Below are 23409 nucleotides of genomic sequence, written 5' to 3'. Positions count from 1 at the left end.
AACAGATTGTCGCAAATGGTCGACAGCCTCCATCAAACCATATCCCTCAACACTTTCACTCATCCACGATCTACGAACTGAGATCCGACTGTGGTCCCACCTTAAGTAATTCAAGCAAGCGAATTCTGATCAGAACGAGGTATCTCCGGAAAATACATCATCTATCGCGAAGATATTGACATTGATCCAAGACAAGTGCGTAATCCTTACGCTGCATATTGAATTGCGGGGTAGACGCCATGCGTATCTCAGCCAGTGCATGCGTTCTCGTGCTAGGTTGTATCGCAAGTGCTCAGGCCGATCCCGTTACAGCACCGAGCGGTGCGGCAGCAGGGGTCTTCGGCTCCTCCGTCGCCAATCAGGCTGCCGTAGAGCCTGTGCGAGGAACACTCACGTATAGCTACCGATTTGAGATGCCAGCGGCGCGCGGTCTCGCGCAGCCTTCCCTGGCTTTAACCTATCGGTCAACTACGGGAGATTCCGACGCCGGATATGGTTGGAGCCTCGATTTGCCCTCTATCGAAGTCAGTCCTCTATCGGGATGGCCTGAGTCTCCCCCCAATGGTGCGGCGATCGAGGAGCGTTTTGCTGCGAATGGGGAAGCCTTGGTTGCTGTCTGTACAACTGGAGCGCAGATGGATGCAGCCGTCCCCGTGTGTTCTGCTGCTAACATAGACCTACCGAGTTGGGCGGCTCCCCAAGTAGGCCGAGGCTGGGTCTACTATCGCGCCCAAACGGATACTGATTACACGCGCTACTTCCTCAGCCCCGACCGGAGAACATGGCGGGCGCAACGCAAAGGCGGCATTCTTCAGGAATTTGGGGCCCCCCTGACTGCGCCGGAGCTCGCGCGCGAGGCCTTGGAGGAACGGGATGGCACGATCTATCGGTGGCGGCTCGTACGGGCTCTGGAATCGGCTCGCCCCGAGAACTTAGTCGTGTATGCATGGGATCGGATGGGACAGCGCGGACTGCTCTATCTCACCGACATTTGGGATACGCCACGAGCACGGGAAGCGCTGCAGCTCATCCGCTTCGCCCACCATACTCAGCTGACCTGGGAGTCACAGCCGTTCTCGACCGCCTCATATGCACCTCTTCACAAAGCCACTCCCGACATGCGCCTTGCGCGCGTTGCGACGGCGAGCGCTGACTGGGAGGCGCAGGACGCACGTGAGGTCACGCGTATCTATCGTCTGGGCTACTATTTCAATCGCGATTTTCCCTACGATCCAGATATACAAGCGCCGCTTTTCCACCGGTCATTCCTGAGCCAGATCAACCGGGAGGGACGCTGCCGCGTCCGCGAGACGCAATCCGGCAGCATCCCAGGAGGGGCCGAGTGCCAGACGCTGCCGGCCGTAACCTTCAAATATCAGGGATCGACCTTTGGTGGTCTCGGCATACTGACGCCGCTGCAGGGCGGTCCACCAAACCTCGATGTGAACTACGGGGTGCTTCCCTATCTCAGCAGCGCCTCCGTTCTGGACTTCAACCGCGACGGACTTCCGGACGTGGTGCAAAGCTGGGAAGCGGAGCCGCAATGCTTCAACGCGCCGGGCGCTGTGCGCATCCTGGTCGAGCGCAATGACGGAACGGCTGACCCGACCCTCGTGTGCTACCAGCCGGGCGAGAATCCTCAGACGATCCGCAGCGCGCGACCGATGACGGGATGGCTGAACGCCGGCACGTCAATCTGGTCCCTAGCCCTCGCCCACCAGTGCATGGATGCCGGGGACGGGTCGCCAGGCACTGTGCCATGGTTCGTCCGTCAGAGCCTACCGGGTGGCCCGCGTCTGGCGAACTTCCTGACCAGCCAGGGTGCTCCGACGATCGTGGGCAGCTATGGCGATGGCGTTCTGATCTGGGGCGGAGGAGAGGCTGGATTCCGGCCGTTCCGCGCAGAGCCAGTTGCATCTGAGGCAGCGTTCTGCCCCACACCTATGACCTCTCCCGGATGGCGCTGGACCACCGGTTCACACGATGGGCTCGCATGGCCGCACAGCACGGGCGCAATCACTCCCGAGGATCCGGTCAGCGGTCCGCGCTGGTACACGGATATCGATGGCGACGGGTTGATCGACTCCCTCGGGACAGGATCAGCTCAGCGCCTGAACGTTTTTCTCAGGGAAGCAACTCCATTTTTCAGCCGCCGCTACGGCACAGACCAAAATCTTCCGGGGGGCGGTGCCGGCCCAGCACAGATCCCGTTCATCTCTCCAGGAGATCCGGTCAGCGTCGTACCGGATAAGGATGCACCGGCGGGAACACGTTTTTTCTACACTGATGTCAATGGCGACGGATTGGTGGACTTGGCCTATTTCCGGCCGTCCGGCGCGCTCGTGGTCCGCCCCGGCGACGGCTACGGCAGGTTCGAATGCCAGACAGCCCGTGAGCCGCTCGGCTGCAACGGGGCTGAGTACGAAGCAACGACGGGATCGACGATCACGCCTTGGACGCCAATCAACGGCCCTTCCTGGGACGATCGCGAAGAGCGCTTCCTGCACGACGTGACGGGTGATGGCTTGGCGGATATCATCACCTACAAGGACGATCCTTCCAACCTCAACCTGTCGAGCATACTGCGCCTGTGGGTGAACGTCGATGGGCACACCTTCCGCTGCGCAGATCCCACCGGTACCGTTCCCTGTGCTGTCGGGCGCGTGGTTGACAATGTTCACAATAGCACTGTTATCGGCGACCATCGCGTGGCGTTCGCCGATATGGATGGCAACGGAGTCGACGACGTGGTGGTGCTCGCCCGCCAAGGCATCATAGTCGCAAGCCTCACGGCTCCCGGCTATGGAACGAACTCGCGGGCTCCCCACCCGGGCCTCTTGATTCAGGTCGACAATGGTCTCGGTGGGGTTACGGACATTCGCTATGAAACGATTCAGGAGCTGATGCGGGAAGCGGCTGGACGTGGCGAGGCTTGGCGTCATGTCGTGCCAGTAGTCGCCAATGTGGTGACCCGTGTGCGCACGCACAACAATCCAACGGCGAATACCACGCTGCCAAAGCCTTACGATTATGAGCGTACGACAACCTACCGGTACCGCGATCCCGCCTACGACAATTGGACGCGCAGCTTTGTCGGATTCCGGCAGGTCGATCTTCAAATCGGCGGTGAGATGGCTGTCACACGGACGACGCACTGGTTCGGTCCATGCCAGCAGGATACCATTCGGAACACTTGCCTGAAGGGCAGCGATAACGACGAGTACAAGCCGCTTATTGGCCTGCCGGTAAGAATTGACCGTCTGTTGCCCGCCATTGGCGAACGCCCGGCGCAATGGCTGTCCTCGACGGAACTGTTTTATGACAATCGCCTGCTGTTCGACCGCAGGCGCGACGTTCGCTCCGCGCATGTTACGGCGACCGAGACTTACGACTACGATCCTCAGAAAACGGTGACGCTCCGGCCCGAAGCCAGTACAGCTGGCGACCCGCGGATGCCTTCGCCGATCCAGGATGAGCAAATCCCGATCACCGTCGATTACGACACCGATGAGTATGGCAATATAACGAGGGTGCGTTCGCATGGCCGGCAGCGCGATGGCCTCGCAGCAAACCTCACAGGTGCCGCAAGCCTCGACAACGTGGTTGTGACTTGGATGGGGAGCAACGGCGCAGGTGATATTCCGGGGCCGTACAGGTGCGATCCCGAACATTGGCGCTGCTTCGTCGACCGGGTCACAATTACCACGGACCAGACCAACGATCATGGATACCTGACGGAGCGGCAATTCCGCTTCACCTATACTCCGCAGGGCGATCTGACGAGTGTCGAGGGATGGCTCAATGCTGCATTCGACCAATTAAACCGGGTTCATGCTGCTGGCGGCGCCGTGGCGCCGCTGCCGCCTGGTGCTGCATCAGGATTTGGCTGGCGCCAGCTTGCAAGCTACGCCTTCGACCCGAGTTTTGGTGGAGCTCTCCAAACTGAGCGGCCCGGCTCGCCCGCATCTTGCACGTCGATCCGATACGACCGAGCCTTTGAACATCTCCCCGAGCGCATCTCCTCTCACACCAACGGATGCACCGGCGCATCACTCGTGACGCGTTTGACCCATGACAGGGGCTTCGAGACTATAACGCGGCAGGAGGATCCCTCCGGCGCGACTACGGTTGTGGAACTCGACCCGTTTGGCCGCGTGGCCGCAATGCGTCTGCCCAAGCCCGACGATCTGGACCTACGTTCTTCCATTGAGGCGCTGACATTCACCTACACCGACCGCGCTCCCTTGAGCTGGGTCGAGATCCGGCGCCGTCTCGGCTCATCCGACTCCACGATCATCGAGGTGATGAACGGATTGGGCGAGCGCCCTGTGCGGTTCGTAGAGGATGAGGGGCGTTGGGTGGTCGAAGGCTGGCGTGAGACCAACCAGGCAGGTCGTAGCGAGCGCACCTACATGCCATTCGCTGTTGCTGTGGACCCACGCCCCTTGTTGATGGCAGCAAACAGCCCAGGATTGGGGCCACGTCGTCTCGACTTTTTCGAGGATATTTACGGCAGGCTGGCGACTATCCGAGAAAATGGCTCCACGGATGTTGCGTCATTCCGCTATCGCCCGCACGAAATCGAGGCTCGCGACGCGGCGCAGCTTCAACCGGGCGCCACATCCTATACTCTCCTTCGCTACGATGGCTTCGATCGGATCAGTGAGTGGGTGGATTTCCTTGGCACAACGGACGTCCGGACGCGTCTCACCTATGCGCTAACCGGAGAGCTGCTGAAAATCAGCCGTCAGCAAGCAGGTGGCTCCGAGCAAACAGTCAAGACCCGTAGCTTCGATAGCATGGGCCGGCTTGTAGCTCAGAGCGAGCCGAATTCCGGCAAGTGGACCTATGCCTGGGATAACGGAGGACGTCTTGTCGGCACGAGCGATCCGCGAGGTTGTGGGGTTAATCTTCATTACGACGGCATGGATCGGCTGATCGGCGAGGACTACTCGCCCTGCGCGGCGCACCACAGGACCTACAGTGCGCCCGATCAGACAACCAAGGCCGGCTTCGAGGTTGCGTACAACTATGACGCCTATGAGCCAGGGCAAGGTGCCGCAGACAGCCTCTTCCTGGATGATCCAGCCTTTGCTGCTGGGCGTCTTGTGGCGCGCCGCGACCGTGGCTCAGAGACCCGCTTCTCGTACGACAATCGCGGCCGCGTCCGGCGCATCGACCGCCGCTTGGCGGATCCCACCTCCACCACGCTCTCCTATACGGCGCGCCGCTACGAGGCACGGCTGGACTACGATAACGGAAACCGCCTTTCCCGGCGCACGACCGGCGTGCCTCTAACCGAGTTCCTCATCGGCGGCACGAGCAGCATGAACCTGTCCTATACGCTGCGCGATCAAGTCAAGAGCGTGACGAGTTCCTATGGTTCTCTAGTTCAGTACGCTACCTATGATCCTGACGGCATGCTTCGGAACATTGTCTACGGAGACGCCGCAGCAACGACCGCATCACTCACCTATGACGCACGCCGGCGTCTCGAGAGATACACCCTCTCGAGAAATGCGCCGGCTATCTGGTCGCAGGCGGTTCAAGGTTACACGCTCCCTGGATTCGAGACCACCCAGACTGACTTGATGAACCTTAAATACGCTTATGATCCCGTTGGCAACCCGATCAATATCGAGGACCTCACCACATCAACGTGGCCAGCCGTCGCGGCTCCCCAGCGACAGCGGACTGCCGCCTATGGCATCGGAAGCCGGTTGCGGAGCATCGACACGCAATACGCTACGCCAACAGGCGCAGCGCCGTGGCAGTCGCCGTTTCTGCCCGAGATTACGGCCGCAACGGGCCAGCCCCTGCCGCTGGCGAATGCTCAGACCCGGCCGCGACGTCAAGAGTTCGACTTTGATGCCGTTAACGACCTTCAGCGGTCAGCCGACGATCTGATGCTTCCGTTCGACCGTTCTCTCGGCACCCTGACCAATGGGGCGAACGGCGCCACTGGCCAGCTTATCTCCGCTTCGGGGGTGCGGACAGCCTTTGACGCCGCGGGACAACTCACCCGACTTGCCCTCGACCGCACCGGCCGTTGCGACACAGGCTCCGGAAGCGTCTGTGACCAGTGGTTCGCATTTGACTGGGACGAGGTTGGACAATTGTCGCGGGCACGGCGGTGGGACCTACCCGACGGTGCTCCAATTCCTGCGGCAATTACGGACGTTCCAACAGCGGTGCCTACATGGGAGCGGACAAACTTCTTCAGCTCGGGACGACGGCTTATCAGCGCCCTCCGTAAGCAAGGTGGACCCGCAGAGAATTACGTAGACGTTCTGCCGACACTCGAATTCAGAGGGGTGCCTGTTGCCGGTGGCGAGTACGATCTTTCCCCCGACAAAGTGAGCGCATCTCTCGGGGGGCTTGCGACCGTAGCCTATGACCGCAACGGCGTGTTGCCGCGAAGAACCACTAGCCTGGTCCATACGTTCCTACATCTGCCCGACGCGCTCGGCTCGAATGCCATCACCTTGGACCGAGACACGAGCGAGCTCGTCGAGCGCACCACCTACTTTCCCTTCGGAGCGGTAGAGAACGATTACCGGCCGGGCAGGTGGGGCCAGTACCGTGCACCGAATAGGTTTTCGCACAAGCAGGATGATACCGAGTCGGGACTGATTGATTTCGGTGCCCGGTTCTATCATCCGTATCTTGGACGCTTCATGAGCCCAGATCCTCTGGTCGTACATGGCGCTCTCGGCAACGGTAATCCCTACAACTATGCTAGCAACCGCCCGCTGGGACGCGTTGATCTCCATGGCTTCGTCACAAGCTGCGGGGATGGCTGCTATGACTTCAGCGATCAGCCGGATGTCATTATTGGCCAGCGTCAACTTGAAAGGGCCGAAGCCCATGCGGAAATTGGTGCATCAAATGCAGAAAAGCTGGCCAGCCGACAGATTACGGCGAAGAACCTGATCCTTGGTACAGCGCGTATTCCGATCCCGGGCACTGATCGGGCCTACTTCACGCCCAACGGCCTCCGCAAGGTAACCGTGAACGCCGTAACCGGGACGGTTTTGAGCACGCTCGATCCGTTGCATTACGCCGACTTGCTGAAGAACTTGGGCGGTGTGGACGTCTACAAACCCTTTATGATGAACGTTGCGGAGGACAAGGACGATAAGAGCCAGATTGTCGGAGGCGTCGGCGTCGTTATCGCTGCACTGGCGGCTGGGAAGGTCGGCGGCCCGGGTGTCGCGTTGGCGGCCGAGGATGCCGAACTCATGCAACTCGCCAATCAGGTGAAGAACGCTGAGCGCTTTCCCTTCCGATATTTCCGAACGATTGCCGTGTCGACCACAAAGGAGGGGCCGATCCTGGTTGCCGGTGGCGCAAGTGACCTCTCGGCGGCACAGATCGCAAAGGCTGAGTCTCTTGGCCTGACGGCTGTTCCTCCCGCACCCTATACACATGCCGAGGGTACGCTGGTCTTCGGTGCCGGCGAACTAGGCCTAACTCCCGTGCGCGGCGTGGTGACGAGCAATATCTGCGTGGGATGCGCTAGTTTCATCCTCGAGGAGTTCGGTGGCGTCATAACAGGGAAGCGGACGTTTCACTTCAAATAACGGTGGTCAACCCGCTCGCTTCGATGCTTGCAAGGAGCAACTGCTCCCTCCGGTTGCCTCTCCACGTTGCTCAGCCGCTAAAGCATCGGACGATTACAGGGACGCATATCCGGCGGCCTTGAGGAAGTTCCAGCACTCCTGTGGCTCGAAGAGATTGCAGATGTCACCGAGGGCGCGCCAGAGGGCACCGTTGCAGTAACTTAAAACGACAAACGAACCCCGTCGATCAGATCATTCAGGCTGCCAGACCGAAGAGCTGATCAATGAGACGGACTTCGCCTGTCGCCTGACGTTTTCGCTGGATGCAGTGACCGCGGCGGATCATCCGCATGGTTTCGAAGCCCATCAGGGTCACGGAAGCGGTTTTCATCGTCTGGAAGCCACGCGTCGGCCGGATCACGCGCTTGAGCGGGCCATGGTCGGCTTCGATGATGTTATTCAAATATTTCGAGGTGCGGTGTTCGACATCCTGCGGCAGCAGCCCTTCGTCCTGCAAGCGTCGGATGGCTTTCGGATACGAAGCCAGTTTGTCCGTCGTGATGGATGAGGGAGGATAATCTCTCACCGCTCGCAGGGCTTTGCGCAGGAAGCGATACGCCGCTCCGGTATCACGCCGACCGGACAGCATAGAGGCAATCAACCGACCATGTTTATCGACTGCTCGAAACAAGTACAGCCAGCGCCCGCCCACTCGCACATAGGTGTCATCCACGCGCCATGAGCCTGATCGATGTCCCTGGTAGGGACGCACCCGCTTCTCGATCTCCGGGGCATAGCGTTGAACCCAGCGAAAGATTGTGCTCGGATCGACGCTAACACCGCGCTCGGACATCATTTCTGCCAGATCGCGATAGCTGATCCCGTACTTGCAGTACCAGCGCACGCACAGCAGGATGATCGCGACTGGGAAACGGCGGCGCTTGAACAAAGACAACAGGGCGGCTCCTCGATTGGCCGCTCTGGATTATACTGCCGAGGTTACTGCAACAGTGCCGGTTGCATCGCAACGCGCTAGGTCACTCCCAAAGCATTATTCGGATGTCGAACAAGGCCATCATTCGATGACCGTATCGGCACCGCTGATCAGTGAGGGCGGGATGGCGATGCTGAGGGCCGTCGCGGTTTTCAAATTGAGCGCCAGCTCGACTTTCGTGACGAGCTGGACAGGTAAATTGGAAGGCTTTTCGCCGTTCAGGACCTGCGCGGCATAGGTGCCGGCACGGCGATGGGATTGCGCGAAGTCGCCGCCATAGCTCATCAGCCCTCCTGCCATAGGAAAGTCGCGAGATTGCGTGACTGCGGGCATGGAATAGCGAAAGCACAGATCGGCAAGCTGTGTACTGCGGAAGGCGAAGTAAGGATCCGAGGTGAAGACGAGTCCTCCTGCCTGTTCCCGCGTGGCGGCCAGGAACATCGCTTCGAACTCGCCTGCAGTGCTAGCATTCATGACATGGAGCCGAATCCCGAGAGCCTCGGCGGTCGTCTGGAGGTTCCGCACCTGCGACCCTGAGGTTGGGCTAGTCGGGTTGACGGCAACGGCGAAGGACGACGCAGCCGGACGCAAATCATGCATGAATTCCAGCCGCTTGCGCGAGACTTCAACGCTCAGACTCGACACGCCGGTAAGATTGCTTCCTGGCCGCGACAGGCTGTCGACCACGCCGAGCGCGACGGGGTCGCCTCCCATCTCGAAGACGATAGTGATCGTCTTTGTCGCCGCTTTCGCCGCGAGCGCGGCCGGTGCGCCGCCGGATGCGACAAGGACGGCGACCTGTCGGCTGGCGAGATCGGCCGCCAGCACCGGCAAGCGGTCATACTGACCCTCCGCCCACCGGTATTCGATTTCTACATTGCGGCCCTCGACATAGCCGACATCAGCAAGGCCTTGCCGGAACGCTTTGAGGCGACTGTCGAACGGTCCGGGCGATTCCGGCGCGAGATAGCCTATGACGGGCATGGCCGGTGTTTGGGCACGTACCGGGAGCGTCCATGCTGCCGCGCTGCCGAGCCATGCGAGGGCGTCCCGCCGTCTCATCGCATAGGTATCCAGGCGTGAAGGCCAGGAACATACGCGAGATGAGATTTCGTTCCAGCTGGTGTCATCCGGTCATCCTGTGTGTTCAGGGGCATCCGACGACTTGGCGCCATCATAGCCGCAACAGCCGTCTCACGAAACTGATTTGAGCGAGCTCTGGAAGGGGGCGATCAAGAAGCCTCAGGCCGCTCGGCGAAGGCGACGCGGTACACTAGGAACGCTTCATCATATCCCTTCATCAGGCGCATGCCGATCGGGTGGACTTGGTGCTTGTCCTTGACCGCTTCCGCAACGGTTGCATCAGCGAGGATCTCGCGATCCGAAGCCGACGCACACAAGCGGGCGGCGAGGTTTACGACGCTGCCGATGGCCGTGTAGTCGAACCGGCTCTCGTAGCCGATCCGCCCGACCGTGGCTGGCCCCATGGCAAGTCCCATCCCGAAACCGATCCGGTAGCCTCGCTCCTGCCAGCCGACGATGAGCTTCTGCACGCTCATCTGCATCTCCACCGCAAGGTCGACAGCCCGCAGGGCCGGCTCGGCGACGGAAACAGGGGCGTTGATCAGCAGCATCAGCCCATCACCCGAAAAGCTCGTGAGAGTGGCCGCATACCTTGTGATGATCTGGCCCAGAGCATCATAGTACTCCGACAGGACGAACATCACCTCTTCGGGGGTCGCTCTTGCCGAAAAAGCCGTGAAGCCCCTCAAATCGCAGAAGACCGTCACCACCTCGGTTCGGCGGCCTTCGAGCACGTCGTCGTCGCCGGTGCGGTCAACCAACTCCGCCACCTGAGGCGCCAGAAACCGCTTGAGTTTGGCAATCCGCTCCTGACGTTCCTGCGATTCTGCGAGTCCAGCCGCCATTGCGTTGAAGCTTTCGGCCAGCCGCTGAAGCTCGTCTCCTGTCCTGATGTCGATCCGATGACCGAACTGTCCGGCACCGATGCGTTCGGTACCTTCCTCGAGCAGGTGGATTGGTTTGATCATCCGGCTGGCGAGAGCATAGGCCATTAGACCTGCGATGGCGACACCGACGAGAAGGAACCCGACCGTCCGCCACAGAGCTGCATAAATCGGACGGAAAGCTTCGGAGAGAGGCTGCTCGATGACAACGGTCCAATGAGGGCCTGTTACAGGAGCGGCGGCTGCTGCAACGGCGATACCGCTTGCGTTCCGGCTCGTCGCCACATCTGCGCCAGCGCGCCTGACGGCCTCCCAGACCTCCCGAAACGGAGCGAGTGTGGTTTCATCGGCACCCCGCAGCACAAGGCTGATGTCCGGATGAGCGACAAGCCGTCCCAACTCATCGAGCACGAAGGCGTAGCCTGTCTGTCCGATTTTGATGGCCGCGATCACGTCCCAGATCAGCTTCAGGTTCACCTCGGCAACTACTACGCCGACGGAGGGCCGATTGCCGGCCATTGCAATCGTCATGTAGGGCTCAGAATCTCGATAGTAGTTTACCTTACTGTACCAGAGCCCGGCCGAGCGGGCTCCTGCGACCGCCACATCGGCTGAGCGGTCCACCCGGCTCTCGTTCCGGTTCAGGCCTATGCGCGAGACATACAGACGTTCGCGACCATTGCCGTCGATCAGGGTTAGACTGACGATAGCCGGCACCTGTCGCAGCAGACGCAGAGCATCGATGCGCCGCCTCTCGTCCGGTTCTCCGGTCCAAGGGAGTTGAACCAGCCAGCCCAGCTGATCAGTGATTCCGTCAACGAAGCCCTGGATCTTGGCTCCCGCAGATCTAGCCTCGACGCCTAGAAGCTGCTCGAGCCTCGTCCGTTGATCGCGATAGCCGAACCAAGCCTCACTGAGGCCATTGGTTGTGAGTGGCATGACCACGGCCAGAAACAGAACGAGGAAGTACTTTTGGAAGAGACCGTGGATTCGGAGATGCTGCCCGGCCATGATCCATGGTCCTCAGCCAGTTTCGCCGAACAGACGCCAGGGCGGCAAAGCAGAGTAGTCATCCAGGCAGTCAGGAAACAGGGTCGATTGCCGACGGTCCTCACGATCAACGAAACGTCTCATCTCGACCTCCGCTCACCATGATCAGCCTAGCAGATCAAAGCGTTCCCACACAGGCTGCACCCGAAGAAGACGTTCAGGTGTTCTTTTTCTGGCTGGTTCTGTCAGGTTGGCCAGTGTTCGGGTCCGCGACTATCCACTCACGCTCGATAAGCTCATCGACCGCCTACCCGAAGCCGTCTGAGATGCCCCTTTGTTTATACTCCAGGTTATATATATATGCCCGCTGGGAAAAAGCAGACAGGAAGCGATCTCAACCCGCCCTCAGGACCGCGGGCCCGCCTCGCATATCTAATGCCCTGCGGGCCTGGAGCGGAAGGGCTGCTGATGGCACATACGCGAGCTAGACTGAAGGTCTGCTAACAAACGGGACTACAGACATTCCCGAGGCGTTCGCAATTTCGCCAAGTGACCCATTCCAGACCATTGCGAGGCGCTGCATTTCCCGCCAGATTCAGCGATAGGTCCGTGCGCGTCCTCGGCAGAGGAAAATCCGACTACGGGCCCTGGTTCGGTTCGAGCAGCCAGTCCCGAAGTGCCTCGGTGACGGCGGCAGGGTTCTCAAGCGGAGTCATGTGCCCGCTCCCGGGGATGACGACCAGCTTCGCCTGTGGGACCAGGCGGGCCATCTCGCCGTGGTCTGCCAGGGGCGTCACCAGATCGTTCTCGCCGCACAGGATCATGACGGGGCATGTTAGGGACCGAAGGACATCAATACCGTCCTTTCGTTCGATGCCGTTCTGCCGGACGAAGGTCTCCACGCCGAGTCGCTCCGTCATCCCCCTTATCGTGGCAACGATCCGCTCATCTGCGACATGGGAAGGATCGAGGTAGGTGGTCAGAAGGCGATCGCCGAAACCGTGGAACCTGCCCGGCGCAAGGGCCGCCTTGTTGAGTGCATGCCGACCCGCCAGCCGCTCCGGCGTATCGGGGCGAAAGGATGTATCGAGGAGGGCGAGGCGCGTGATCTGGTCAGGGGCAAGGCGGGCAATCTCCTGAGCCACATATCCCCCAAGGGAGAACCCGGCAAGCGCAAAGCGCGCCGGTGCGTCGGCCAGCACGCTCTGGGCGAGTTCTCTGAGGGTCCGGCCCTCGGTGATGTCGGCAACATGGCACGTCGCGATCCCGGAAAGCCCGCTGACCTGATCGCGCCAGAGTTCGGCATCGTTGAGCAGGCCAGGGATCAGGATCAACTCGGCTCGTTCGGCACCGGCCAAGCGGCTCTCCGTCCGGCCCTCCACCCTCCGTTCCATCCCATGCTCTCCTTGCTGCCGGACCACGCGCATTCCTGACACCTCACACACCGCAGAACTTCCGCTCGGGCGAGTAAGGGCATGAAGCCTGACCCTGCGCTTGGGCTTTGCTGCCGAGAGGCCAAACAGGAAGGCAATAAGGTTGTTCTCTCTGCCCGGCGGTGGATCCCATAGAAGCCTGAGAATTCAGACGCGGGCAAACGGCTTATGGTACGCTTGAGTACCTAGCGCATCGTGCTCAACGATGCACTCTTCAACAAGTGGAGCATCGGACCCACTTTTGGGTCCGATGCTCTAGCAGCCCAAATCGGAGCGGCTAGTGCCGCAGGTCGGCGAGAAAACGTTGCGCGCGCGGATGCCTGGGGCTGGAGAAGAACGCGTCCGGCTTCGCGTCTTCCAGAAGGACGCCTTTATCGAGAAACCAGACACGGTCCGCCGCCTCACGTGCAAATCCCATCTCGTGCGTGACGCACATCATGGTGATGCCCGTGTGCGCGAGGCCCTTGATGACGGCTAGCACCTCCCCGACCATTTCCGGATCGAGCGCCGAGGTCGGCTCGTCGAACAGGATGATCGGCGGATCCATGGCGAGCGACCGGGCAATGGCGACCCGTTGGCTCTGCCCGCCGGACAACTGGCTGGGATAGGCTCCGGCCTTGTCCTCCAGGCCCACGCGGACAAGCAACGTCCGCGCCTTTTCTTCGGCCTCGGCGCGGCTCATGCCACGGAGCTTACGCGGAGCGAGGGTGATGTTGTCCATCACGCTCATGTGCGGGAAGAGGTTGAACTGCTGGAAGACGAATCCGATGTCCCTGCGCAGACGGTTGACGTCAACCGACTTGGCATGGGTCTCCTGTCCGTTGACCGTAATCGTTCCGCTGTTGATCGGCTCCAGGCGGTTGATGGTGCGGATGAGCGTGGTCTTGCCCGACCCTGAGGGGCCGCAGAGGACAACCACCTCGCCCTTGTTGACCTCGGCGGTGATGTCATTGAGGACCTGAACATCCGGCCCGTACCATTTGTTGACTTTGTCGAAGCGGATCATGGCATCGGTTCCGTGGCCAGAATATCTGTCTGGGGTTGCGCCTCGCGTCTCCCGGGCCTGCCTTGGCGGCTGCGCGCGATACGCTGTTCGAGCCAGCGTGCCGATTGCGTAAGCGTGAAGCAAATAATGAAATAGGTGATGGCGAGGATGGTGAAGACTTCCACAGGCTGGACAAGGAGCTGACTGTTCAGCTGGGCGGCCGCATAAGTGAATTCGTTGACCGAGATCACATAGCCGAGCGAGGTCTCCTTGATCAGCGAGACAAACTGGCCGATGAGCGCGGGGAGCGAATTGTAGAGCGCCTGCGGCAGGATCACGAGCGCGAGCGTCCGGAAGTAGCCGAAGCCCAGCGAGCGAGCCGCCTCTTCCTGCCCCTTCGGCAGCGCCTGTATGCCTGCGCGGATGACCTCGGCCAGATAGGCGCTCTCGTAGAGCACCAGCGCTCCGACAAGCGTCCAGAAGCCGCTGAGCGGCCGTCCGATGAGGACCGGCAGCGCGAAGTAGCTCCAGAAGAGGACCATCAGGAAGGGAGTGCCCCGCACCACGTGAACGATGGCGGCTGCTGGCAGGCTCACCCAGCGAAACGGACTGATACGGGCAACGGCAAGAAGCACCGCCACGGGAAACGCCAGTGCAAGTCCGGCGATCGCGAGCAGAAGCGTCGCGACGATGCCCCCCAGCGGACCGTTCGGGTACTGGCCGATGAGAAGCAGCATCCAGTTGTTCTGAATGATCTCCAGCATGGTTACCGTACCCCCATGCCAAGGCGGCGTTCGGCAAGGTTGCCGACAGCCATGATGATGAAGGAGAGAACGAGGTAGAGGACCGTCGCGACCAGGAATATCTCGAAGGTCCGGAACGTGTCGCTGTCGATCTGACGCGTCTGGTAGGTCAGTTCATGAACGCCGATCGCGATTGCGATCGAAGTATTCTTGAAGAGCAGGAGCGAGTGATTGACCAACGGCGGTATCGATAGCCGGAGGGCCTGCGGCACCACGATGTACGCCATCGTCTGAATGTAGTTGAAGCCGAACGAGCGCCCAGCCTCGTATTGCGTTACCGGCACCGCACGGAGACCGCTCCGGAGCGCCTCGGAGATGTAGGCGGCGTGACAGAGTGCGATTGCAATCATCGCGAGAATGAACTCGCTGTTGTTGCGGTTCAGCCATTCACGCCACGATTCCGGAAGAATCTCCGGCATGGCGAAGTACCAGAACAGGATCTGCACGAGTAGCGGGATGTTCTGGTGGATCTCGACGAAGGTGGAAACGAACCAGACAGCGGGCCGGAAACCCGTCGCCCTCAGGACCGCCAAGGCTGTGCCTACGACGAATGAAAGCGCCCATGCGCCAGCCGTCAGCAGCAGCGTGACACGAAGACCCGCCAGGAGCCAGTCGATGTACTGGTCTGTTAGGACGGCCGAGAAATCGAACTCATAGCCCATGGCGATCCTCTGGATGCAGTCAGTCCCCGGTCACAGGACCGGGAACTGACGCTCACGATACCTGTATCAAGACGCCGGGCGCAGGACCGGATCGCTGACAGCCTTGTCGAACTTGAACGGCTTCTTCATTTTGTAGGCGGTCGTTTCGCCAAGCCATTTGTCGAAGATCTTCTGCCCTTCGCCGCTCTGCTCAAGGCGCTTCAGCGTCGCGTTCACCTGCTCCAGAAGAGCTGGCTCGTTCTTGCGAATGCCGAGGCCCCAGAACTCTTCCGCCACGGGCTGGTCGATGAACTTGAACTTCTGGCCGGTCTGCGCGACGAACTTCTCCGCGTTGATCTCGGACAGGATCATTGCATCAACCTTCGATTGAGCAAGCGCCATGAACGCCGATGGCGGATCCTGGAAGGTCAGCAGCGTCGCCTGGGGGAGAGCCTCACGCACATAACGTTCGGAGCTTGACCCTTTGGGCGCGCTGATCCGGCTTTTCGCAAGATCGTCGATTTTGGAGAAGTCGGAATCGGCCTTCACGAGAAGCTTCTGAAGGCTGACGAAATACGCCGTGGTATAGGCGATCTGCTGGGCGCGCTCAGGCGTGTAGCCGAGGTTTCCGGCAAGGACATCGACGCGTGCCTGAACGAGCTCGGGAATGCGCGCCTCGACCGACATCGGCTTCATCTGCAGCTTCACGCCGATGTCATCGGCAATCGCCTTGCAGAGGTCGATGTCGTAGCCGACGATCTCGCGGGTGCTGGGATTGGCAAAGCTGAACGGCTCGGCCGTTCCCAGCGTTCCGCAGATCAGCGTGCCGCGGGACTTGATGTCGGCCAGCTGGTCGGCGGCGGCGGTGGCGACGGACAGCGCCGTGGCCATTAGGGCAATGGTGAAGCACTTGAGTTTCATTGTTGCATCTCCCTCACGTTGTCATTTCGGCTTAGACAGGCTGAAAGCCTACAGTTGTCAGGCCCTTGCGTAGGCTCCAACATAAGTTCCTTCGGCGATCTGCCGAAGCATTTCTTCTTCCTTGCGCTCCTGGATGCGGACCGCCTGGAGGAGCTCGCCGGCTGCCGTTACCGGGAACGCGACCACCCCGTCGGCATCACCCACGACGATGTCGCCTGGGTTGATAACCATTCCGCCGATGCAGACCGATTCTCCGATAGCTCCCGGACCGTGCTTGTATGGCCCCCGGTGGATGGCCGCGCGCGCGAAGACAGGGAAATCGTCGCGACCTATGGTGTCGCTGTCGCGGATGGCGCCATCGATCACGAAGCCAGCGAGCTTCCGGCTCTTGGCGATCGCAACCATGATTTCACCGATGAGCGCACGGGACGTCTCGCCTCCGCCGTCCACCACGACAACATCGCCCGGTTGAGCTAGGTCCAGTGCCTTGTGGATGAAGAGGTTGTCGCCTGCGGCGACTTTGACGGTAAGCGCCCGGCCGACCATCGTGCCGGCGACGCGATGGAACGGATGCAGGCCGACCGCGCCCGGCAGGCGCTCAAGATTGTCACTGATCACCGCCGTCGCCGCTGTGCGGAACTCGGACAGCAACGCATCGGAAAGATCATCGTGGACTGCAGCTGTCGACATCGTTGTCCTCTTGTTTCGGAATTGCGTCGGACCACCTGTCCTAAACGAGCGCCTCGCAGGCCTTGCGGATGGCCCGGCAGCCGGCCTCTATGTCTTCCATCGCTCCGCCGAACGACATCCGAAGGTAGGGAGACATGCCATAGGCGCCGCCGTCGAGGACAGCCACATGGGCGCCGTCGAGCAGATAGAGAGACACATCGAGGTCGGACGTCAGAACCTTGCCGTCGGGCGTGCATTTCCCGATGAGTCCGGCGACGGACGGATAGAAGTAGAACGCCCCTTCCGGCTTGCGGATGTCCATGCCGGGAGTCCCGTCCAGCAGCTCGAACATGCGGTCGCGGCGCTTCCGGAATGTCTTGGTCGCCTCTGCCACACAGGCTTGGTCGCCGGAAAGGGCAGCGGCCGCAGCCGCCTGGCTCACGGAACTCGCACACGACGTGCTCTGGCCGATCAGCTTGTTCATGGCGGCGATCAGAGCGGCCGGACCGGCCGCGTAGCCGATGCGCCAGCCCGTCATCGCATAGGCCTTGCTCACGCCGTTTATGATCAGGAGACGGTCCTTCAGGTCCGGCGCCACCTCGCCCAGGCTCAGAGCCTTTCCTTCGTAGGTGAGGTGCTCGTAGATCTCGTCGGTCATGACCGACACGTGAGGCGACCCGCGCAGCACCTCCGCCAGCGCCGACAAGTCCTCTCGGGAGTAGACCGCGCCCGTTGGGTTGTTCGGTGAGTTGAGCACCAGCCACTTCGTCCGGGGCGAGATAGCAGTCCTCAAGGCCTCCGGCGTGAGCTTGAAGCCGTTCCCTTCCGGACAGGGCACGATAATAGGCCTGCCGTCGTGGATCGTGGCGATGTCGGGGTAGCTGACCCAGTAAGGTGCCGGGACGATTACCTCGTCGCCCTTGTTCAGGGTCGCGGCGAAGGCCTCGTATATGAGCTGCTTGGCGCCGACGCCGACGATCACCTCGTTCAAGGCGTAGTCCAGGGTGTTGTCTCGTCTGAGTTTCTCGATGATCGCCTTGCGGAGAGCCGGCGTACCCATCGGAACGGTGTAGTGCGTGTCCCCGCCTTCCGCGGCCGACGTGGCCGCACTGACGATGTGGGCTGGCGTATCCAGGTCGGGTTCGCCGATGGTGAGGTCGATGACCGTCTTGCCTGTGGCCTGCAGTTCCAGGACCTTCTGCTTGGCACCAATGCTTGCCGAAGGTTTTAACGCGATCACGCGTTCCGCAAGCCCGATCGTCATCTCACGTCTCCCCCTCAGAAGGACTTGGACGAACGTCAGGCTAGTGTTGACCAATTATTGAAAAAAGAGATATTAAATCATGTCGATCCATCACTTTTTGGCATGATAATGCTCTCGCTCCGGCAAGTTGAAGCACTGGTCTGGGTCGCTCAGCTCGGAACGTTCGAACGTGCTGCTGCCAGACTCAACACAACTCAGTCAGCAATTTCGAAGCGCATGAACGAGCTAGAGGCTACCGTCGGCTTCGCGCTTTTTGATCGGTCCCAGCGCGGTTCAAAGCTAACGCAACGTGGCGAGGAAGTACTCGAGATCGCGCGCAAGATGCTCGAGCTTCGGGATGAGGTCGCAGCGATCAAGTCCGGCAGTCGCGCGAGGATCCAGCGCCGGGTGCGGATCGGCGTCACCGAGCTGACCGCCATCACTTGGCTGCCTCAGCTGATCTTCGCAATTCAAGAAAGGTACCCGGGCATCACAATCGATCTTGAAGTCTCAAGCAGTCGCACGCTGTATGAGAGCCTTCAGAGCGGCCAGCTTGATATCATTGTCTGTCCCGATGTATTCAACGAACCTAACGTGAAAACAGTCCACTTGGCGAAGGTCGACTTCGGGTGGATGGAAAAGCCGGGCTTTACAGGACAAAGCCGGGTTCTTCCCGTGCAGGAGCTAGTATCTTATCCGCTGCTGCTGCAGGGAGGCCGTTCCGGAGCGGGATCTCACCTGGCCAAGTGGCTCCTGTCCGAGCGGCTCGTATTTGAACGCGTTTTGATCACGGACAGCTTGATGGCAGTTGTTGGCATGACGGTATCCGGTCTCGGCATCAGCCACTTGCCACGGCTCTGCTTTAAGCACCTGATCGACGATGGAAGGCTGAGGATCATCGATACGAAGCCACTGCTGCCTGAGATTCCATACCTAGCCATTTTTCGGCAAGATCATCCCTCGCAGTTCATCGGGGCGCTCGCGGAGCTAATGCGGGAGCTTTGCGATTTCTCGGAGGGCCTCGCGAAACCATAACCATCGCCTGTTGACGCCGCGCCGAAGTCAGTACTCCGCACAGCCGATCAGGATGTGGGCCAACGCCCGGGTGAGAAGATGCCGGGTAGGGCGCAGGGCCGCGAGCAGCTTGCTGGCGATATCACTGGTCATCATGCGCCGGGACCGTCCCTAATGACCATGCTGCATGTGATCGGACCTCCGGGGCGGGGCGGCACGTCAGCCGGGATGCCGTGGATTGATGCCGGTTCGGCCGCGGACGTATCCGAACGAGAGTGCCGATGCCAAACGCGCGATCCGCTGCTCCAGGATCTCCTGCTCGACGAGGAGGGCCCTGATCGCTAGTTTCGGGTCACCTTCGCAAGCTTCGATCACGGCTATGACTTGAGCGTTCATCTCGTCCGTGTCGAATACGGTCTGTGTCTGGTCAGTCATTGTCACCTCCATCATGGAGAGCGAGGTTACTGATTCCAAGGCTGGGACACTACCGAAATGTTCGTGCTTTGTTCGGCGTTTGTGGAATGTGGGGACAGCCCGAAGGTTTGTAGAACCAAGTTCAGGCATCTGGCGTTCATGCGTGCCTGAGTGGATTGGAATTCGCCAACTGCTGAAGGTCTGGAAATGGCACAGGGCTGACGAAAGCCGGACTTCCGCAGGTATAGGGCAAGCGGACCTTGATAAGGCCATGCCAAACGGCTCAATTTGGGACGCGCCGGTCGGTTGTCTTGTGGCTGCTTGAGCCTCAGGTCCGGACCTTGTTCCCTGACACGAAATAGCTCTGAGGCGGCTCGTCGGGAGGCCGCCTCAGGCGCTTAGATCTCAACCTGCTCCGCGATTAGAAGGGCATCGTCGACGTCAATCCCAAGATACCGCACGGTGCTCTCAATCTTGCTGTGCCCCAGCAGGAGCTGGACGGCTCGGAGGTTGCCCGTTCTCCGATAGATCATCGATGCTTTGGTTCGCCGTAGGGAATGGGTGCCGTAGGCGAGAGGATCGAGGCCTATGGCACGGAGCCAGGATGCCAGCAGGCGGGCGTACTGGCGCGTTGTCATCGACCTCTGCCGATTGATCCGGCTCGGGAATAGCGGCTCGCCTTTATGCAGGCCCTTCTTCTCGAGCCAGCGTCCCACAGCTTCGCGGGTCTGCTCGGTGATCTCGAACTGGACGGGTCGGCCTGTCTTCCGCTGCATGACAGTGGCGCGGGACCGTACCCGCCCATTGAGCGCCACATCATCGACCCGGAGCGCAACCAGGTCACAGGCGCGCAGCTTGCTATCGAGAGCGAGGTTGAACAGGGCCAAATCCCGGGTGGAATTGGCAACCTGGAGCCTGACCCGAATGGACCAGATTTCCTTGGCTTTCAAAGGCGGCTTGGGTCCGATCAGCTTGCCCCGGTTCCAAGGGGCGTTGGTTCGGCCAGTATGGTCAGCGATAGATCTTTGCATTGCAGTGCTCCTGAAGCGAAGCCCCCGCAATGAACCTCGGCTGTTCTGCCGACGAAACCCAGACTTGGTGTTCCTCCGGAGAGTCTTTGTCAGCTTACCAGGGTAAGTCCGACGTCCCGCTCTTTGCACTGATCTCCTGCTCGTGACCGAGGCTGTGTCAAAACTCGAACACCCTCAGTCTCGACGAACTATTTGTACAAGTCGACGCTCGTGCACCGAGGATCTTCCGGTCTATTAGGCTTTGCGGGAAATTAAATTGCTTTACGGAGAGACCCTTCCGCGTTTTGACCCAGCCTCGACCCTTTACCGACCTTTGTTGTTCAGGTTGGAATATGTGTGGCTGCTGCGGCCTGTCTCGGCTTTTCAAGAAGAATTCGTACATCTGGGTGAGGGTGTGACGGCGGTCTCCGGAGACCGCCGCCGATCGCATCATTGCTCCTCGTGTAGAGGCCTCGGTGCGGTTGCGAGTTTCAGTTCTTCGGTTTCTCAAGAACCGGGAACTTGATCCCTAGCTGGTCCAGGTACGTCGCGTGCTTGGACGGGTCATAGTAGTACTTCTTCATCTCGGGCCGGTATCTGGCCATGATGTCGGCGTTGAGATGGATCTGCGGCTTGTCCTCCGCCGAGATCATCGGGACGTACTTCTGGTTCTTCTGCTGCTCGTTGGCGAAGTACCCCTTGGCCTGCACCAGAAGCTCCGGCTTGGACAGCAGGTCGATGGTCGTCATCGCCATCACCTTCGCCCCGGCGACGATGCCCTTGTGAGCAATGGGCGTCGCCATCGACATAGCGTTCGCCCAGTGGTGCCCCGGCAGGTTGGGGATGTTGGACGGGTAGTTCAGCGTGATCGTCGGGACCGTCCAGGAGATGTCGCCGATGTCATCAGAGCCGCCGCTCTCCGGCTTCTCCAGCGGCGGTTCGAGCTTCTTCAGTTCGACGGCAAGCCCTTCCTCCTTGTCCTTGACCGTGCGCTGCACGGCCTTGGCGAAGGCCTGCTCGTCCTCGGTCCATTGCGGCAGCCCAACCTGCTGGATGTTGGCATAGGCAGCCTCAGCGATCGGCTTGTTGAAGTGACGGGGCGCCGCCGTGCCGATCACCTTTCGGGTGACGGTGGTGTCCGTCATCTTCGCCGCGGCTTCCGAGATGGTGTTGGCGATGTCGAAGTTCTTGCGGATATTCGCAAAGTCCTGCTCGCGGATGAAGTACCAGACGCTCGCGACCGACGGCACGACGTTGGGCTGGTCACCCCCGTCCGGGATGACGTAGTGCGAGCGCTGCTCAGGGCGCAGGTGCTCACGGCGCATGTTCCAGCCGATGTTCATGAGCTCGACGCCGTCGAGTGCGCTGCGTCCCCGCCAGGGAGCCGAGGCGGAGTGGGCGGACTCGCCGCTGTACGTGTACTCGACGGAGACCATGCCCGTGCCGCGGGGCTGGCCCCAGGTGGTCTCGAGATTGTTGCCGACATGGGTGAAGAGAACCGCGTCCACGCCGTTGAACACGCCGTCGCGGACCATGTAGGCCTTGCCCCCGAGAAGCTCCTCGGCCACGCCCGGCCAGAGCATGATGGTCCCGGGGATCTTCTCCGGAACTGTCGCAAACTGTTCAGTAACTGAGTTCGGCCTACGCGTCCGGCAAGCTCCGGAGGATTATGATGTTCAAAGGCCGCCATTTCGATCGCTCGGTAATCCTGCTGTGTGTCCGGTGGTATCTCGCTTACGGCCTGAGCCTCCGGAACTTGGAAGAGATGATGGCCGAGCGCGGTATCTCAGTCGATCATGCGACCATTCACAGATGGATCGTGCGCTATTCGCCCGAACTGCTCGATCAGTTCAATCGGCGTAAGAGAGCCGTCACCGGGAGGTGGCAGATGGACGAGACGTACATCAAAGTCCGCGGGCGTTGGATGTATCTCTATCGCGCGGTCGACAGCAACGGCGATACGGTCGAGTTCTGGTTCAGCGAGAGGCGCAATCTCGCTGCGGCTAAGCGTTTCCTGCGCAAAGCGCTTAAGCGGCATGGCCGGCCGGAGCGGATTGTGATCGACGGCAGTCAGACCAATCGTGAAGCGGTCCTGTCCTGCGATACGGAACACCGGCTCCAGGATCGGTCAAGACGCCAGTTGAAGCCGATCCGGATCCGGCAGAGCCAATATCTCAATAACCGCATTGAACAGGATCATCGCGCCGTCAAACGGCGCATTCGTCCGATGCTCGGGTTTAAGTCGATGGCGTCTGCTCGGACGATCTTGAGCGGCATTGAGATGGTTCACATGATGCGGAAAGGACAGGCGAAGTATGCCTGCAAGCCGCAGCCTTCACTGGCAGAGCAGTTCGATCTGCTTGCTGCCTGACCCTGTGACGGAGCTTCGGCCGTCTTCCTGTCCTTGCTCGAAATTTGCGACGCAACCCTGCTGCAATGGCTTCCGGCGTCGAGGCACATTTGCCACGCCAGAGCGCCTTCCCATGCTCATCGATGATGCAGACGGCCGTCTGCTCCAGCGATACATCCAACCCAACATATTGCTTCATGAGGATACTCTCCGTTGGCTTCCACTTTCGGCCTGATCGCATCAGACCTCAGTTTGCCGTCGAAGGGCACCAGGCCCGGAATAACCCCATGTTGCATTAACCTCGGCCGTATAGCGAGGAGCGGTTCATCAAGGATCCGCTCCCGTGTCTCTGTTCAAGCGCCGTCGCTTTCCGGTTGAGATCATCCTGCTGTGTGTGCGCTGGTACTGTACGT

At 60.4% G+C, this 23409-nt stretch carries 16 protein-coding genes; 3 read left to right on the top strand and 13 right to left on the bottom strand.

All coding sequences use genetic code 11. The annotated features are described in order from the left end of the window. Positions 1-239: 239 nt before the first annotated feature. Positions 240-7583 (top strand): toxin TcdB middle/N-terminal domain-containing protein, encoded by a 7344-nt coding sequence (locus FHR70_RS18880; protein WP_183453088.1) that lies wholly within the window; start codon positions 240-242, stop codon positions 7581-7583. A gap of 235 nt (positions 7584-7818) precedes the next feature. Here the strand turns inward: FHR70_RS18880 and FHR70_RS18875 are convergent, their stop codons facing one another. The 10 genes from FHR70_RS18875 to FHR70_RS18830 form a co-directional block, all read right to left on the bottom strand. Continuing rightward, positions 7819-8517, bottom strand: coding sequence for an IS6 family transposase (locus FHR70_RS18875; protein ID WP_183453086.1), 699 nt, complete (start codon positions 8515-8517; stop codon positions 7819-7821). Positions 8518-8637: 120 nt separating this feature from the next. Then, on the bottom strand, positions 8638-9618 hold the full coding sequence (locus FHR70_RS18870; protein ID WP_183453084.1) for an ABC transporter substrate-binding protein: 981 nt from the start codon (positions 9616-9618) through the stop codon (positions 8638-8640). Positions 9619-9788: 170 nt separating this feature from the next. Then, the gene (locus tag FHR70_RS18865) at positions 9789-11534 is read right to left on the bottom strand and encodes an adenylate/guanylate cyclase domain-containing protein (protein ID WP_183453082.1); all 1746 of its coding nucleotides are present in this window, start codon (positions 11532-11534) and stop codon (positions 9789-9791) included. Positions 11535-12151: 617 nt separating this feature from the next. Then, the gene (locus FHR70_RS18860; protein WP_183453080.1) at positions 12152-12907 is read right to left on the bottom strand and encodes an alpha/beta fold hydrolase; all 756 of its coding nucleotides are present in this window, start codon (positions 12905-12907) and stop codon (positions 12152-12154) included. 316 nt (positions 12908-13223) lie between these two features. Continuing rightward, positions 13224-13952: an amino acid ABC transporter ATP-binding protein gene (locus FHR70_RS18855; protein ID WP_183453078.1), complete on the bottom strand. Its 729-nt coding sequence runs from the start codon at positions 13950-13952 to the stop codon at positions 13224-13226. After that, positions 13949-14695, bottom strand: a complete 747-nt coding sequence (locus tag FHR70_RS18850; protein WP_183453076.1) for an amino acid ABC transporter permease — start codon at positions 14693-14695, stop codon at positions 13949-13951. Before FHR70_RS18850 ends, FHR70_RS18855 begins: the two co-directional genes overlap by 4 nt. A gap of 2 nt (positions 14696-14697) precedes the next feature. Continuing rightward, complete coding sequence (locus FHR70_RS18845; RefSeq protein WP_183453075.1) at positions 14698-15396, bottom strand: amino acid ABC transporter permease; 699 nt, start codon at positions 15394-15396, stop codon at positions 14698-14700. Between the two features lie 66 nt (positions 15397-15462). Continuing rightward, positions 15463-16296, bottom strand: coding sequence for an ABC transporter substrate-binding protein (locus tag FHR70_RS18840; protein ID WP_183453073.1), 834 nt, complete (start codon positions 16294-16296; stop codon positions 15463-15465). A gap of 57 nt (positions 16297-16353) precedes the next feature. Next, complete coding sequence (locus tag FHR70_RS18835; protein ID WP_183453071.1) at positions 16354-16986, bottom strand: RraA family protein; 633 nt, start codon at positions 16984-16986, stop codon at positions 16354-16356. Between the two features lie 40 nt (positions 16987-17026). Beyond that, positions 17027-18229 carry an aminotransferase class I/II-fold pyridoxal phosphate-dependent enzyme gene (locus tag FHR70_RS18830; protein WP_183453069.1) on the bottom strand — a complete coding sequence of 401 codons (1203 nt, stop codon included), beginning with the start codon at positions 18227-18229 and terminating at the stop codon, positions 17027-17029. A gap of 24 nt (positions 18230-18253) precedes the next feature. Between FHR70_RS18830 and FHR70_RS18825 the strand changes: the two genes are divergently transcribed. Beyond that, entirely contained in the window at positions 18254-19243 is a 990-nt protein-coding gene (locus FHR70_RS18825; protein ID WP_246408296.1) for a LysR family transcriptional regulator, read from the top strand. A gap of 198 nt (positions 19244-19441) precedes the next feature. On the opposite strand, the gene FHR70_RS18820 is transcribed toward FHR70_RS18825, so the two are convergent. The 3 genes from FHR70_RS18820 to FHR70_RS18810 all read right to left on the bottom strand — a co-directional run bounded on the left by FHR70_RS18820 (position 19442) and on the right by FHR70_RS18810 (position 22229). After that, positions 19442-19657: a hypothetical protein gene (locus FHR70_RS18820; protein WP_183453067.1), complete on the bottom strand. Its 216-nt coding sequence runs from the start codon at positions 19655-19657 to the stop codon at positions 19442-19444. Between the two features lie 377 nt (positions 19658-20034). Further along, the gene (locus FHR70_RS18815) at positions 20035-20667 is read right to left on the bottom strand and encodes a tyrosine-type recombinase/integrase (RefSeq protein WP_183453065.1); all 633 of its coding nucleotides are present in this window, start codon (positions 20665-20667) and stop codon (positions 20035-20037) included. Positions 20668-21137: 470 nt separating this feature from the next. Continuing rightward, on the bottom strand, positions 21138-22229 hold the full coding sequence (locus tag FHR70_RS18810) for a peptidase dimerization domain-containing protein (protein WP_246408295.1): 1092 nt from the start codon (positions 22227-22229) through the stop codon (positions 21138-21140). Positions 22230-22318: 89 nt separating this feature from the next. On the opposite strand from FHR70_RS18810, the gene FHR70_RS18805 reads away from it, so the two are divergent. After that, positions 22319-23017, top strand: coding sequence for an IS6 family transposase (locus tag FHR70_RS18805; protein WP_183453416.1), 699 nt, complete (start codon positions 22319-22321; stop codon positions 23015-23017). Positions 23018-23409: the final 392 nt, after the last annotated feature.

Source organism: Microvirga lupini, from assembly GCF_014191055.1.
In the GTDB taxonomy this organism is placed as follows: Bacteria; Pseudomonadota; Alphaproteobacteria; order Rhizobiales; family Beijerinckiaceae; genus Microvirga; species Microvirga lupini_A.
This window is presented reverse-complemented; position numbering and strand designations above follow the sequence as displayed.

What these genes read in the sequence shown, in the direction of transcription:
- FHR70_RS18845 (WP_183453075.1), bottom strand. Translation starts at nt 15,396, where the DNA reads ATGGGCTATGAGTTCGATTTCTCGGCCGTCCTAACAGACCAGTACATC.
- FHR70_RS18870 (WP_183453084.1), bottom strand. Translation starts at nt 9,618, where the DNA reads ATGAGACGGCGGGACGCCCTCGCATGGCTCGGCAGCGCGGCAGCATGG.
- FHR70_RS18805 (WP_183453416.1), top strand. Translation starts at nt 22,319, where the DNA reads ATGTTCAAAGGCCGCCATTTCGATCGCTCGGTAATCCTGCTGTGTGTC.
- FHR70_RS18850 (WP_183453076.1), bottom strand. Translation starts at nt 14,695, where the DNA reads ATGCTGGAGATCATTCAGAACAACTGGATGCTGCTTCTCATCGGCCAG.
- FHR70_RS18810 (WP_246408295.1), bottom strand. Translation starts at nt 22,229, where the DNA reads ATGCTCTGGCCGGGCGTGGCCGAGGAGCTTCTCGGGGGCAAGGCCTAC.
- FHR70_RS18820 (WP_183453067.1), bottom strand. Translation starts at nt 19,657, where the DNA reads ATGACTGACCAGACACAGACCGTATTCGACACGGACGAGATGAACGCT.
- FHR70_RS18880 (WP_183453088.1), top strand. Translation starts at nt 240, where the DNA reads ATGCGTATCTCAGCCAGTGCATGCGTTCTCGTGCTAGGTTGTATCGCA.
- FHR70_RS18835 (WP_183453071.1), bottom strand. Translation starts at nt 16,986, where the DNA reads ATGTCGACAGCTGCAGTCCACGATGATCTTTCCGATGCGTTGCTGTCC.
- FHR70_RS18840 (WP_183453073.1), bottom strand. Translation starts at nt 16,296, where the DNA reads ATGAAACTCAAGTGCTTCACCATTGCCCTAATGGCCACGGCGCTGTCC.
- FHR70_RS18855 (WP_183453078.1), bottom strand. Translation starts at nt 13,952, where the DNA reads ATGATCCGCTTCGACAAAGTCAACAAATGGTACGGGCCGGATGTTCAG.
- FHR70_RS18860 (WP_183453080.1), bottom strand. Translation starts at nt 12,907, where the DNA reads ATGGAACGGAGGGTGGAGGGCCGGACGGAGAGCCGCTTGGCCGGTGCC.
- FHR70_RS18865 (WP_183453082.1), bottom strand. Translation starts at nt 11,534, where the DNA reads ATGGCCGGGCAGCATCTCCGAATCCACGGTCTCTTCCAAAAGTACTTC.
- FHR70_RS18815 (WP_183453065.1), bottom strand. Translation starts at nt 20,667, where the DNA reads ATGCAAAGATCTATCGCTGACCATACTGGCCGAACCAACGCCCCTTGG.
- FHR70_RS18830 (WP_183453069.1), bottom strand. Translation starts at nt 18,229, where the DNA reads ATGACGATCGGGCTTGCGGAACGCGTGATCGCGTTAAAACCTTCGGCA.